Here is a 13695-nt window from a genome sequence, read left to right as displayed (position 1 = left end):
AGGGGCAGTGCTTCAATCCGACCCGGCGAACCCCCTCGTCAACACCCTCCGGGAAGGACACACCATGAAGACTCTTCTCAGCGCGATCGCCCTGGCCGTGGCCGGCTTCGCCACCTCCGCTCACGCGGCCGACGATGCCAAGAAACCGACGGCGCAGCAAAGCAAGATGACAACGTGCAACAAGGAAGCCGGCGACAAGAAGGGCGACGAGCGCAAGGCCTTCATGTCCGAGTGCCTCAAGAAAGACAGCGACGGCAAGACAGCGCAGCAGAACAAGATGAAAACCTGCAGCGCCGACTTCAAGAAGACGGGCAAGCCCACTGGCGAGCGCCAGGCCTTCATGAAAGAGTGCCTCTCGAAGTAAGTCGACGGCCTCTGGTCAAACGCCCGGTTCCACCGGGCGTTTTTCATTGCGCCGTCGCCGCCTTCCAGTAGGCCGCGTCGCCATACGTCTGCTTGAGGTGGTCGACCCACAGGCGCACGCGCAGCGGCAGGTGCTTGCGTTGCGCGAAGACGGCGTAGATGCCGTTGGGCGGCGCGGCGTAGTCGTCGAGCACGCTGACGAGATCGCCGCTCGCGAGGTGGCTTTCCACTTCCCAGGTCGAGCGCCACGCGAGGCCCAGGCCGGCGAGGCACCAGTCGTGCAGCACCTGGCCGTCGTTGCACGAGAGGCTGCCGGTCAGGCGCAAGTGGTTCACCTCGCCGTCGAGCGTGAAGGCCCAGCCGCGGGTCTGGGTGGCATCGGTGCTGAGCGTCAGGCAGTCGTGCTGCGCCAGGTCGTTGGGATGCTTCGGCGTGCCGGCGCGGGCCAGGTACTTCGGCGAGGCCACACAGAGGCGCCGGTTGTCGGCCAGGCGCACGCTGACCAGGCTGCTCTCGGGCAGGTCGCCCACCCGCACCGCGCAGTCGTAGCCCTCGTTGACGATGTCCACCAGCCGGTCCGACAGGTTCAGCGACACGTTCACGTCGGGGTGTTGCGCCACGAAGCCGGGCACCAGCGGGGCCACATGGCGACGCCCGAAGCCGGCCGGCGCGGTGATGCGCAAGTAGCCACTGGCTTTCACGCCGCCGGCGCTGACGCTGGCCTCGGCATTCGCCAAGTCGGCCAGCAAACGCTGGCAGTCTTCGAGGAAGGCGCTGCCCTCGTGGGTCAGCGTGATGCGCCGGGTGGTGCGCACGAGCAGCTTCACGCCGAGGCGTTCTTCCAGCGCGTCGATGCGCCGGCCCACCACCGCCGGGGCGATGCCCTCTGCCGCTGCCGCCGCCGTCAGGCTGCCTTTGGCGGCGACGGCGACGAAAGATTCGAGTTGCTTGAGTTTGTCCATGGAAGGCGGAGATTACCCCCTTCCAAGTCATGAATCCCAAACTTCAAGGCTACTTACTCTGCGCCGTGAGATCGAATAGATTGGCCCCTTTCGTCTTTTTGCACTGCACATAAAAGGAGAGGGCTCATGTCCGCACGCACCACCGTCCACGGCCTGCAGGTCGATTCGAACCTGCACCGCTTCATCGAAACCGAGGTGCTGCCCGGCACGGGCGTCGCCGCTGCCGATTTCTGGAAGGGTTTCGACGCCATCGTGCGCGACCTCGCGCCGAAGAACATCGCCCTGCTCGCCGAGCGCGACCGCCTGCAGTCCGAAATGGACCAGTGGCACACCGCCAACCCCGGCCCGATCACCGACATGAAGGCCTACCGCGCCCATCTCGAGAAGATCGGCTACCTGGTGCCGCCGCCCAAGAAGGCCAAGGCGACGACGAAGAATGTCGACGCCGAACTCGCCACGCAGGCCGGCCCGCAGCTGGTGGTGCCCATCCTGAATGCACGTTATGCACTGAACGCCGCCAACGCCCGCTGGGGCTCGCTGTACGACGCGCTCTACGGCACCGACGCCATCAGCGAAAAGGGCGGCGCCGAGCGTGCCGGTGCCTACAACCCCGTGCGTGGCGCCAAGGTCATCGAGTACGCCCGCTACGTGCTGGACCGCACCGCGCCGCTGAAGAAGGGTTCGCACATCGACTCCGTGGGCTACGCGGTCGAAGACGGCAAGCTCGTGGTCACGCTCAAGAACGGCAAGACCACCGGCCTGGACGAGAAAGACCAGTTCGTGGGCTACCAGGGTGACGCCAAGTCGCCCTCGTCGGTGCTGCTCGCCCACAACGGCCTGCACCTCGACATCCGCATCGACCGCAACACCCCCATCGGCAAGACCGACCCCGCCGGCGTGAGCGACCTGGTGCTCGAAGCCGCGCTCTCGACCATCCTCGACCTCGAAGACTCGGTCGCCGCGGTCGACGCCGAAGACAAGCTGCTCGCCTACAGCAACTGGCTCGGCATCCTGAAGGGCACGCTGACCGAAGAGGTGAGCAAGGGTGGCAAGACCTTCACCCGCGGCCTGAACGAAGACCGTGTGTACACGGCTCCGAAGGGCAAGGGCGAAGTCGTGCTGCATGGCCGCTCGCTGCTCTTCGTGCGCAACGTGGGCCACCTGATGACCAACCCGGCGATCCTCTACGCCGACAAGGATGGAAAAGAGCGGGAGATCCCGGAAGGCATCATGGACGCGGTCATCACGACCACGATCGCCCTGCACGACTTGAAGCGCACCGGCAACAAGAAGATCCGCAACTCGCGCACCGGCAGCGTCTACATCGTGAAGCCGAAGATGCACGGCCCCGATGAAGTGGCCTTCGCCGCCGAACTCTTCAGCCGCGTCGAACAGCTGCTGGGCCTGCCCGACAGCACCGTGAAGCTCGGCATCATGGACGAGGAGCGCCGCACCAGCGTCAACCTCAAGGCCTGCATCGCCGCCGCTGCCTCGCGTGTGGCCTTCATCAACACCGGCTTCCTCGACCGCACCGGCGACGAGATGCACACCGCCATGCTGGCCGGCCCGATGATGCGCAAGGGCGACATGAAGACCAGTGCCTGGATCCAGGCCTACGAGAAGAGCAACGTGCTCGTCGGCCTCGGCATGGGCCTGCGCGGCCGCGCGCAGATCGGCAAGGGCATGTGGGCCATGCCCGACCTGATGGCCGGCATGCTCGAGCAGAAGATCGTGCACCCCAAGGCCGGTGCCAACACCGCCTGGGTGCCCTCGCCCACGGCCGCCACGCTGCACGCCCTGCACTACCACCAGGTGAAGGTGAGCGACGTGCAGAAGGAACTGGAGAAGACCGACGCGGACGCAATGCGCGACGAGCTGCTCAAGGGCCTGCTGCAAGTGCCGGTGGTGAAGGAAGCCACCTGGAGCGCCGCCGAGCGCCAGCAGGAACTCGACAACAACGTGCAGGGCATCCTTGGCTACGTGGTGCGCTGGATCGACCAGGGCGTGGGCTGCTCCAAGGTGCCCGACATCCACAACGTCGGCCTGATGGAAGACCGCGCCACGCTGCGCATCAGCAGCCAGCACATCGCCAACTGGCTGCAGCACAAGGTGGTGACCGAAAAGCAGGTGCGCGACACCTTCGAGCGCATGGCCGCGGTGGTCGACAAGCAGAACGCCGGTGACCCGCTCTACAAGAAGCTCGCCGGCAACGCGAAGACCTCGATGGCCTATCAAGCCGCACTCGACCTCGTCTTCAAGGGCAAGGAACAGCCGAGCGGCTACACCGAGCCACTGCTGCATGCGTGGCGGTTGAAGTTGAAGGCGGCTTCGCGCTGAGCGCTTTCTCATCTGATTGGAAACGGCGTCCTTCGGGGCGCCGTTTTTCTTTGCGTGCCGGCAGTGGCGCGACGAGGAGGGCTTGGGGATGCGGATTCCGCAAGTAAAGGAGGAAGGCTGGGCTGCAAGCCCAGCCCGGGGGACATGGAGGAATCCGCATCCCCAAGCCCTCCTCGCGAGACGCACTGCCCCGCTAGAAATCGTCGACGGGGCAAGGCCGTTCCACGCCAAGGGGCTGGGGTGAGCAAATCTCGGAGGTAAAGGAGGAGCCCGCTCACCACGGGAGTGGTGAGCGGGCGGGGGACACGTAGGGATTTGTTCACCCCAGTCCCTTGGCGCCGCTCCGAACCCCGAACAAGGACACAAGGGAAATTCCCTCCCCCCTTGGCACACCCCGCCATCGTTTGGCGCGGATTGCCACTTACGCCAATCGGGCGGAGGTTCAAGAATTTCTCCATCACCGCATCGACCCGTCAGCAGGCCGAGCGGTGATCGTCATGCGCCTGGAGGGCGCAGGCGAATCTCACCCCACAAGCAGGAGACAACATGACCTTTCGCCATCGCCTGATGCGCGGCCTGTGCCGTTTCGCGCTCGTTGCAGGCTTGTCCGCCGGCGTCACCACGCACGCCGTGGCCGCCGACACCTACACCCAGACCCGCTACCCCGTCGTGCTCGTGCACGGCGCCTTCGGCTTCGACGCCATCGGGCCGGTGAGCTATTGGTACGGCATCGTCAGCGCGCTGCGCAGCGGCGGTGCGACCGTCTACACGCCGAGCGTGTCGGGCGCCGAAACGTCGGAGGCCCGCGGCGAACAGCTGCTGCGCCAGCTGCGTTCGTACAAGGCCGCCTACGGCCACCAGAAGTTCAACCTCATCGGCCACAGCCATGGCGGCCCGACCGCGCGCTACGTGGCCGCGGTCGCCCCCGATCTCGTGGCCTCGGTCACCACCGTCGGCTCGCCGCACGCCGGCAGCAAGGTCGCCGATGCGATCGAGACCGTGACCTCGTGGACCGGCACCACCGGCTTCGCGGCCACGCTCGCCAATGGGCTGGCTGCCACCATCGCCTTCCTCTCCGGCTCGCCCACGCTGCCACAGGATGCACTGGGCTCGCTCAAGTCGCTCAGCACCCGCGGCGCGGCCGATTTCAACCGGCGCTTCCCGCAGGGCAAGCCCACGTCCTCGTGCGGCCAGGGCCCGGCCTCGGTCAACGGCATCCGCTACTGGTCGGTCGGTGGCACGAGCGTCGCGACCAACATTCTCGACGTGAGCGACGGTCTGCTGGTGGCTAGCAGCGTGGTCTTCGGCTTCGAGCAGAACGACGGTCTCGTGAGCCAGTGTTCCAGCCACTGGGGCACCGTGCTCAAAGACAACTACGCGTGGAACCACCTCGACGAAGTGAACCAGGCCTTCGGCCTGCGCGGCATCTTCTCGCAGGACCCGGTGGCCTTCTACCGCTCGCAGGCCAACCGCATCAAGTCGGCCGGCCTGTGATGTTCGCGCGGCACCGCTGGCTGTACGGCGCGGTGCCGCTCGCGCTGGCACTGGTGTGGGCCGCGTATGGGTGGCTCGCATCCGAAGACGGCCCGGGGCCACAAGCCCCTGCGCCGGCCTTCACCGATTGGAACTTCAGCCCCTACGCCCGCGGCGAGCCGCTGCCGGCAGTGCAGCACAACGCCGATGCGGCCCGCACCGCCGATGCCGCACGCGCCCATGTGCAGAACGTGCTCGAACGCGGCTCGCTGCGCGAGTCGGAACTCGACGGCGACTGGGGCCGCTGGGTCGAGGGGCAATTGCAGCCCAGCCGATCCTTGCGCCAACGCTTCGACTACCTGCTCACCGCACTCGGCGAAGCCGACCCCGGGCACCTGCGCCACTGGATCGAGCAGGAGGTGACCGCGCAGAAAAACGCTGCCTCCGCCCGCCAGGTGCTCGCGGTGTGGGACCGCTACGTCACGCTGCAGCAGCACCGCTTCCGCAACACGCCGAACGTGGCCGACCCCAGCACCTGGGCCGCCGCCTTGAGCGAGCGCACGCAGGTGCGCCAGCAGCTGCTGGGCCGCGACTGGGCGCAGGCCTTCTACGCCGACGAAGAAGCCGCGTTTGCGCAGCACATCGAACAACGCAAAGCCGGCGTGCGCGTGGAGCCCGATCACGCCACCCTGCTCGTGGCCAACGCCAACACAAACGCCGACCAGCTGCACGCCCAGCGGGTGCAACAGCTCGGCGCCGACGCCGCCGAGCGCCTGCGCGCCGAAGACCAGGCCTGGGCCGACTGGGAGCGTCGCCTCGCCGCCGCGCAACAGGCGCTGAACGGCTTCGCCGCGGCCCCTCATCTCTCGGCCCCGCAGCGCCTGCAGGCGCAGGAAGACCACCTCGCCCAGCACTTCAGCGGCGCCGAGCTGCAGCGCGCCCGAGCCTTGTTGCTGAAAGAGCGCTGACGCCACAATCGCGGCGTGACGACACGCCTCACCGCCCGCCTCCTGCGCCTCTTGCTCACCGTGGTGCTGGCGTGCGCGGCCAACGCCCATGCGAGCGCGGGCTACACCGCCACGCGCCACCCCATCGTGCTGGTGCACGGTCTCTTCGGCTTCCACACCATCGGGCCGCTCGACTACTTCCACGGCATCGCCGATGCGCTGCGCGAAGGCGGCGCCACCGTGTACACGCCGGCGGTGTCGGCGGCCAACCTGTCCGAGGTGCGCGGCGAGCAGCTGCTGTTGGAACTGCTCGCCTTGAAGGCCGCCTACGGCCACGAGAAGTTCCACCTCATCGGCCACAGCCACGGCGGGCCCACCGCGCGCTACGTGGCCGCCGTCGCGCCCGGAGCTCGTGGCCTCGGTCACCTCCGTCGGCTCGCCGCACACCGGCAGCAAGACGGCCGACGCAATGAAGGAGACCTCGCGCCGCAGCAGTCTGCCGGCCTGGCTGGCCAACACGGTGTCGGGCGCGCTGTCGTGGCTCGCCGGCGAACCGGGTCTGCCGCAAGACGCCCTGGGGGCCCTGGCCTCGCTCGACAGCGCCGGCGCCGCCGTCTTCAACCGCCGCTTCCCGCAGGCGATGCCGTTCACGCCCTGCGGCGAGGGTGCCGCGGTGGTCAACGGCGTGCACTACTTTTCGATGGGCGGCACCCGCGTCAGCACCAACGCGCTCGACGCGAGCGATGCGGTGCTCGCCCTGACCAGCCGCGACTTCGGCGACGAGCCCAACGACGGCCTCGTCGGCCGCTGTTCCAGCCACTGGGGCATGGTGCTGCGAGACGACTACGAGTGGAACCACCTCGACCAGGTGAACCAGGCGCTCGGCCTGCGCGCCCCGCTGTCGCCCGACCCGCTGGCGGTGTATCGCCTGCACGCCAACCGCCTGCGCAAGCTGGGGCTGTGACGATGAAACGCGTGCTGCTCATGGGGATGCTCACGACCGCGCTGGCGGCGTGTGCAGCCTCGCCCGGCGTGCCGCGCAGCGTCGACGAGGTGCGCGCGAGCGGCTCGCTGCGCGGCACCGACCTCGATGGCGCCTGGGCCGCGCCCGGCAAGCGCCGCGAGGCCGAAGCGCTGCTGCTGCGCCGCTTCGACCACCTGCTCACCGCGCTCGGCGAAACCAGCCTGCCCGAACTGCGCCGCTACATCGAACGCGAGGTGACCCGCGAGCACGGCGCCACGGCCGCACAGGAAGCGCTGGCCGCGTGGGACGCACACCTCGCCGTGCTGCGCGGCGAGCCGCAGGCCCAATCGCCCGACAGCTCTGCGCCCGAACCGGCACCGCGCACTCCCCCGCGGCCCGTGCCGCTGCCACGCACACTGCTCCTGCCCGACCCCCCTGCCACCGACGCCGAGGCCCAGGACCTGCACCGCCAGCGGGTCGCCCAGCTCGGCGCGGCGGCCGCCGAACGCCTGCGCGCGCAAGACCAGTCGCGCTGGGACTGGGCACGCCGCCTCGACGCAGCGCGCGCCGCCCTGCAGGCACTTCCGCCGTCCGCGAAAGACGCCGAACTCGCCCGCCGCTTCAGCGGCCGCGAACTGCTGCGGGCCCGCGCCCTGCTTGGCCTGCCACCTGCATGACAGGCCGCGCCGACCTCAGCGCTTAGGATCCCCGGGTGTCCGGCACCCCCCACCCTCACAGCCTCGCCCTGCTGCAGGAACGCCACGGCCCGCGCTACCGCTGGCGGGTGCTGATCACGGTGATGCTGGGCACGATGGCGTCGATCATGGCGTCGACCATCGTCAACGTCGCCCTGCCCGACATGAGCCACGTCTTCACGCTCGGCCAGGAGCGCGCGCAGTGGCTGTCGGCCGGCTTCATGGCCGCCGTCACCGTGGCCATGCTCACCACCCCTTGGCTGCTCGGCCGCTTCGGCTACCGCCAGACCTACTTCGCCGCGGTGTGGCTGCTGCTCGTCGGGGGCATCGCCGGCGGCCTCAGTTCGAGCTTCGAGATGGTGCTGGCGATGCGCGTGGTCGAGGGCCTCGCGGCGGGCGTGATGCAACCCATCCCGCCGGTGATCGTGCTGCAGGTGTTCGGCCGCCAGGAGCAGGGGCGGGCGATGGGCTTCTTCGGCTTCGGCGTGGTGCTGGCGCCGGCGCTCGGGCCGTCGATCGGCGGCATCCTCGTCGAAGCCTGGGGCTGGCGCTCGATCTTCTTCGTGGTGGTGCCGTTCTGCCTGGCGGCGTTTGCGATGGGGCGCATCTACCTGCCGCACACCTCGCCCGGCGCCGAGTCGGTCAACCCGAGCGATCGGCGCCTCGACCTGCCGGGGCTCGTGCTGCTGGCCATCGCCGTCGTCACCGGCATGAACGGCCTGGTCGAGCTGCACAGCCCCACGCTGCATGCGTACGTGCTGCTCGCCGTCTCGGCCGTCACTGCCGGGGTCTTCATCTGGCGCCAGCGGCGTGCCGAGCATCCGCTGATGGAGTTCAAGCTCTTCGACATCCGCGCCTTCCGCATGGGCGCGTGCGTGGCCTTCATCTACGGCATGGCGCTCTTCGGCTCGACCTACCTGGTGCCCGTCTTCATGCAGATCGGCCTCAAGCTGCCGCCCTCGCAGGCGGGCGCGGTGCTGCTGCCCGCGGGCATCGTGCTGGCCTTCATGCTGCCCATCGCCGGGCGCCTGGCCGACCATTACCCCTTCAACAAGCTGGTGGCGATCGGCCTCGTGCTGCTCACGCTGTCGTTCTGGTTGATGGCGCTGGTGGGGCTCCAGACCTCGCTGTGGGTCATCACCGCGTTTGCCATCGTCGGGCGCATCGGCCTCGGCACGGTGCTGCCCTCGCTCAACCTCGGGGCCATCCGCCGCCTGCCGATGGAGAACATCTCGCACGGGTCGAGCGCGATCAACTTCCTGCGCCAGCTCGGCGGCGCGGTGGGCGTGGCGGTGGCGGGCATCTTCCTGGAGTGGCGGCTGCAGGTGCATGCCGACGACCCGATGCGGGCCTTTCATCAGACGTTCATGCTGCTCGGTGCGATCTGCGCACTGGCGATCGTGGCAGGCTGGCGCATGCAGCCGCCGGGAGCCGGCGTGGTGCGGCGAGACGACCCGCCCGCCAGCTCGCACCAGCCCACCGACATCACCTGAGCTGACACCAGGCTTGCGACCCACTCTTGGGGTTTGCCCAGGTTGGACTTCGCTCATTTCCTGTCCGATGCTTGATCGCAGCAGTGCGCCCGCCACTGAAGTGCGCACGCCACCACAGGAGACACCACCGTGAGCACTCGCCTGAAGATCAACGGCAAGACGATGACCGTCAAAGCCGAACCCGACACCCCGCTCTTGTGGGTGATCCGTGACGAGGTCGGCCTGACCGGCACCAAGTTCGGTTGCGGCATGGCCCTGTGCGGCGCCTGCACCGTGCACCTCGACGGCCAGCCCGTGCGATCGTGCCAGACCCCGCTGTCGGCCGCGGCCGGCAAGTCGGTCAACACCATCGAGAGCCTGTCGCGCAACAACACACACCCGCTGCAGAAGGCGTGGATCGCGCACGACGTGCCGCAGTGCGGCTACTGCCAGAGCGGCCAGCTGATGAGCGCCGCCGCGCTGCTCAAGGCCAACAAGAACCCGAGCGATGCCGACATCGACGCCGCGATGAGCGGCAACATCTGTCGCTGTGGCACCTATCCCCGCATCAAGGCCGCGATCAAGACCGCCGCGGCCGAGATGAACAAGGCCTGAAGGAGGTGATGCCATGACCACGATCACGACATCCCGCCGCGGCTTCCTGCAAGCCTCAACCCTCGCCGCCTCGGGCGGCCTCCTGCTCGGCGTCGACGTCGGCGGCCTCGGCAAGGCGCTGGCTGCCGGCACCGTGCACACGCCCAATGCCTGGGTGCACATCAGCGACGACAACACCATCACGCTGATCTCGGCCCGCTCCGAGATGGGCCAGGGCGTCTACACCTCGATGCCCATGCTCATCGCCGAAGAGCTGAACGTCGACATCAAGAACATCCGCGTCGCGATGGCGCCGCCCAACGGCAAGATCTACGGCAACGCCCTGCTCGGCGGCCCGCAGCTCACCGGGGGCTCCACCTCCGTGCGCGACGGCTGGGACAAGCTGCGCGTGGCCGGCGCCCAGGTGCGCATGATGCTCGTGAGCGCCGCTGCGCTGAAATGGAACATCCCGGAAGACCAGCTGCGCGCCGAGAACGGCATGGTGCTCGGGCCGAAAGGCAAGAAGGCCACCTACGGCCAACTCGCCGCCGACGCCGCCCGCCTGCCGGTGCCGCAGACCCCGAAGCTGAAGGACCCGAAGGACTTCCGCATCGTCGGCAAGCCCACCAAGCGGCTCGACACGCCCGCCAAGACCAACGGCACCGCCGAGTTCGGCATCGACGTCAAGCTGCCCGGCATGGTCTACGCCGCGCTCGAGCAGTGCCCGGTGATCGGCGGCAAGGTCAAGAGCTTCGACGCCAGCGCCGCGAAAAAGATGCCCGGCGTGATCGACGTGGTGCAGATCCCCGACGGCGTGGCCGTGGTGGCCGACACCTGGTGGCACGCCAACAAGGCCCGCTCGGGCGTGAAGATCGAGTGGGACGAAGGCGCGGGTGCGGCGCTCAGCGACAAGAGCATGCTCGCGAGCATCAAGGCAGCCGCGGTGGCCGAGGGCGCCAAGCCGCTGCCGCTGCCCAAGACCGGCGATGCCGATGCGGTGATCAAGGCCGCCGCCAAGGTGCATCGGGCCGAGTACGTGATGCCGCTTTTGTCGCACGCGCCGCTGGAGCCGATGAACTTCACCGCCCACGTGCACAACAACCGTGTCGACCTCATCGGCCCCACGCAGTGGCAGGACGCTGCTGCGGGCACGGTCGCGAAGGTCGTGGGCGTGCCGGTCGAGAACGTGACGCTCAAGACCACCTTCCTCGGCGGTGGTTTCGGGCGGCGCATCGACATCGACTTCATCATCCAGGCCGCGCAGATCAGCAAGGCCGTGGGCAAGCCGGTCAAGCTCGTGTGGACGCGTGAAGACGACATGACGCACGACTTCTACCGGCCGCAGTCGGTGCACCACTTGGCCGCCGCCATCGGCGACGACGGCAAGCCGACGGCCATGACCTTCCGCATGACCTCGCAGTCAGTCACCGGCCGTGTCTTCGGCCTGCCCGCGCCGGTGCAGGACCCGCTGATGACCGAGGCGGCGATGGCGGCCTATGAGATCCCGGCGACCAAGCACGAGATCCTGAAGCACGACGCCGGCCTGCGGGTGGGCTACTGGCGCAGCGTGAGCCACGCGCTCAATGCGTTCGCCAACGAGACCTTCATCGACGAGCTGGCGGTGAACGCGAAGCAGGACCCGTATCAGTACCGCATGTCGCTGCTCGCGAACAAGCCGCGTTTTGCCAACGTGCTCAAGCAGTGCGCCGAGAAGGCCGGCTGGGGCACGCCGGCACCGGCCGGCCGCTCACGCGGCATCGCGCTGATGGAAGGCTACGACACCTACATGGCGATGGTGGCCGAGATCTCAGTGAAGAACGGCGAGATCACGGTGCACAAGGTGACGACGGTGGCCGACCTCGGCCGCATGGTCAACCCCGACACGGTCGAGGCGCAGGTGCAGTCGAGCATCGTCTTCGGCCTCACCGCCGCGCTCTACGGCGAGATCACCGTCGAGAAGGGGCGTGTGCAGCAGACCAACTTCCACAACTACCGGCTGCTGCGCATGAACGAATCGCCCGAGATGGTGACCGTGCTCGTGCCCAGCACCGAGAAACCCGGCGGCGTGGGCGAACCCGGCACTGCGCTCATCGGCCCGGCGGTCGGCAATGCGCTCTTCGCCGCGACCGGCAAACGCCTGCGCTCGATGCCGTTCACGCCGGAGAAGATCCAGACCGCATGAGTGGGGGTTGTTGATGGCGGGACCCAAGGCCACCTTCGGGTGGCCTTTTTTCTGAGTGGCGCGTTGTGCGGTGGTGTCGCGTTACGCGGCCATAGGCCGCTGTGCCGGGTGCTGTCCTTCGGCGACGCGTACAGATACCGCGTCCGTGGACCGAGAATGCGTGGCCCGGCTACACCGCCGCCTCAGTGACCCACCCGCTCCGTTCCGATGCCTGACATTCCGAAGATTTCCGAGCCCTTCTTGGGCACAACTCCCGATGCGACGCTGAACACGCCGGCCCAGGCGGCGCACCCTGCTCCCGAGGCGGCTGCGGCACCGGCACCCCGGCCCGAACCCAGCGTGGCCGACACCGGGCGCCTGCTGGCCACGCACTTCCCGGCGCTGTTCGGTGCGGGTGTCATCAAGCCGATCAAGCTTCGCATCCAGGCCGACATCCATCAACGTGCGCCAGGGGTGTTCACCAAGAAGGCACTCTCATTCTTCTTGCAGCGCCACACCACCAGGACCGCCTACCTGCGTGCCCTTGTGGTGGAGGGTGCGACACGCGTCGACCTCGACGGCCATCCGGCCGGGGAAATTTCTGCCGAACACCGAGATGCTGCAGGCGTGGAACTCGAGCGGCGCCGTGTGCTTGTCGAAGCAAGGAAGCGCGCAGAGCGCGAGGCGGCCCGGGCTTCGCATGGGCCGACCCACCCGCCACGCCGTTCCGAGCAGGTGGAGGTGTCGCAGGCAACTTCGCAAGCGACCGGAGAGCGGCCCGCCACCCGTGTCACGCGCTCGGCGCAGCCCGCCACCGTTGATCGCCCTGACCGATCGACGAAGCCATCTCAACGGGGCCCGGCGTCACCGCGCTCACGACCGCCAAGACCTGGCGCACCACGAGGCCCCGGCAACAAGCCCGGCGATGCGGCTTCGGGTGCGCAGCGGCGCCCGCACGGGCCACTGCCGGAGCGGCTTATCGGTGCACGTGAGCAAGAGTCCGAGAACGCACGCGCGCCGCACATGACACCCGAGCAGGCTGCCGAGGCCGAGGGGCGCCAGCGGCGCGCTTTGCTGCTGCGCAGATTCGAGCAGAGCCCCCTGTCGAAGGCGAACTTTGGAGCCTTGAATGAGCTGAGTGAGGAAGCCCTGGACGCGCTTCTCACCCTTGCGCGGCAGGAGCGCGGCTCACGCTAGTGGCCTGACCGCCGAAGGTATCGGGGCCCCATTTTGATCTGAGCAATTGATCACCGGTGGCTATGCAGCGGTTGCCGCCGGTGGATCCTGCAGTCTCTACGCACGGTGTCTGCAGGTAGCAGTCGTTGGCCCGTTGCTGGTGTCCCGGCTCACAGACCGCTCAAGGTCTTGAGCAACGAGCACGAGCCTCAGGGTTTCTTGGACCGCGCCTCAAACGACGCCAGTCGCCAGCGGAGAACCGGCACTCTCGACCCCGAGCCGTCATTGCAAGACGGCAGCCAGGAGACGCTGTAGCGGACGCTCAAATCCCCATTCGCGCAGCCAAGTCCGGCAATGGCTCATCGCCGTGCTCAACTCGGTCGAGAGGGACAGTCGGTTGTGGTCCACCTTTAAGCTTGCGGACGACCCTGCCTTCCTGGCGGCCCGCGCCTACAGCACCTGGAGGCGGCGTTGTCTGTTTGCACTTGGCTGGCCGGGCTCTTTTTAGTGGCCGACATTCGTAAGGGCCGATGTGCTGCGGAGGGTGAATC

At 68.1% G+C, this 13695-nt stretch carries 11 protein-coding genes and 1 pseudogene; 11 read left to right on the top strand and 1 reads right to left on the bottom strand.

Features of this window, described 5'->3' with window-relative positions:
* The first annotated feature begins 64 nt into the window (after positions 1-64).
* Entirely contained in the window at positions 65-364 is a 300-nt protein-coding gene (locus LRS03_RS19805; RefSeq protein ID WP_257827666.1) for a PsiF family protein, read from the top strand.
* A 43-nt stretch (positions 365-407) separates the two neighbouring features.
* On the opposite strand, the gene LRS03_RS19800 is transcribed toward LRS03_RS19805, so the two are convergent.
* Positions 408-1325, bottom strand: coding sequence for a LysR family transcriptional regulator (locus LRS03_RS19800; RefSeq protein ID WP_257827665.1), 918 nt, complete (start codon positions 1323-1325; stop codon positions 408-410).
* A gap of 126 nt (positions 1326-1451) precedes the next feature.
* Between LRS03_RS19800 and LRS03_RS19795 the strand changes: the two genes are divergently transcribed.
* From LRS03_RS19795 to LRS03_RS19755, 10 genes and pseudogenes are all read left to right on the top strand, one after another.
* Entirely contained in the window at positions 1452-3662 is a 2211-nt protein-coding gene (locus LRS03_RS19795) for a malate synthase G (RefSeq protein WP_257827664.1), read from the top strand.
* A gap of 546 nt (positions 3663-4208) precedes the next feature.
* Positions 4209-5156: an esterase/lipase family protein gene (locus LRS03_RS19790; protein WP_257827663.1), complete on the top strand. Its 948-nt coding sequence runs from the start codon at positions 4209-4211 to the stop codon at positions 5154-5156.
* Positions 5156-6103: a lipase secretion chaperone gene (locus LRS03_RS19785; protein ID WP_257827662.1), complete on the top strand. Its 948-nt coding sequence runs from the start codon at positions 5156-5158 to the stop codon at positions 6101-6103. Before LRS03_RS19790 ends, LRS03_RS19785 begins: the two co-directional genes overlap by 1 nt.
* Before the next feature lie 15 nt (positions 6104-6118).
* A pseudogene (locus LRS03_RS26950) lies at positions 6119-6427 on the top strand (esterase/lipase family protein); the annotation flags it as partial.
* Between the two features lie 67 nt (positions 6428-6494).
* The gene (locus tag LRS03_RS19780) at positions 6495-7046 is read left to right on the top strand and encodes a hypothetical protein (RefSeq protein WP_257827661.1); all 552 of its coding nucleotides are present in this window, start codon (positions 6495-6497) and stop codon (positions 7044-7046) included.
* A gap of 2 nt (positions 7047-7048) precedes the next feature.
* The gene (locus LRS03_RS19775) at positions 7049-7723 is read left to right on the top strand and encodes a lipase secretion chaperone (protein ID WP_257827660.1); all 675 of its coding nucleotides are present in this window, start codon (positions 7049-7051) and stop codon (positions 7721-7723) included.
* 35 nt (positions 7724-7758) lie between these two features.
* A complete protein-coding gene (locus LRS03_RS19770) occupies positions 7759-9234 on the top strand; it encodes a DHA2 family efflux MFS transporter permease subunit (protein ID WP_257827659.1) in 1476 nt (491 codons plus the stop codon).
* Positions 9235-9363: 129 nt separating this feature from the next.
* The gene (locus LRS03_RS19765; protein ID WP_257827658.1) at positions 9364-9828 is read left to right on the top strand and encodes a (2Fe-2S)-binding protein; all 465 of its coding nucleotides are present in this window, start codon (positions 9364-9366) and stop codon (positions 9826-9828) included.
* Positions 9829-9841: 13 nt separating this feature from the next.
* Positions 9842-11989 carry a xanthine dehydrogenase family protein molybdopterin-binding subunit gene (locus tag LRS03_RS19760; RefSeq protein ID WP_257827657.1) on the top strand — a complete coding sequence of 716 codons (2148 nt, stop codon included), beginning with the start codon at positions 9842-9844 and terminating at the stop codon, positions 11987-11989.
* Between the two features lie 240 nt (positions 11990-12229).
* Positions 12230-13165, top strand: coding sequence for a ProQ/FinO family protein (locus LRS03_RS19755; RefSeq protein ID WP_257827656.1), 936 nt, complete (start codon positions 12230-12232; stop codon positions 13163-13165).
* Positions 13166-13695 lie beyond the last annotated feature (530 nt).

Source organism: Rhizobacter sp. J219 (assembly GCF_024700055.1).
Classification (GTDB): domain Bacteria; phylum Pseudomonadota; class Gammaproteobacteria; order Burkholderiales; family Burkholderiaceae_C; genus Rhizobacter.
This window is presented reverse-complemented; position numbering and strand designations above follow the sequence as displayed.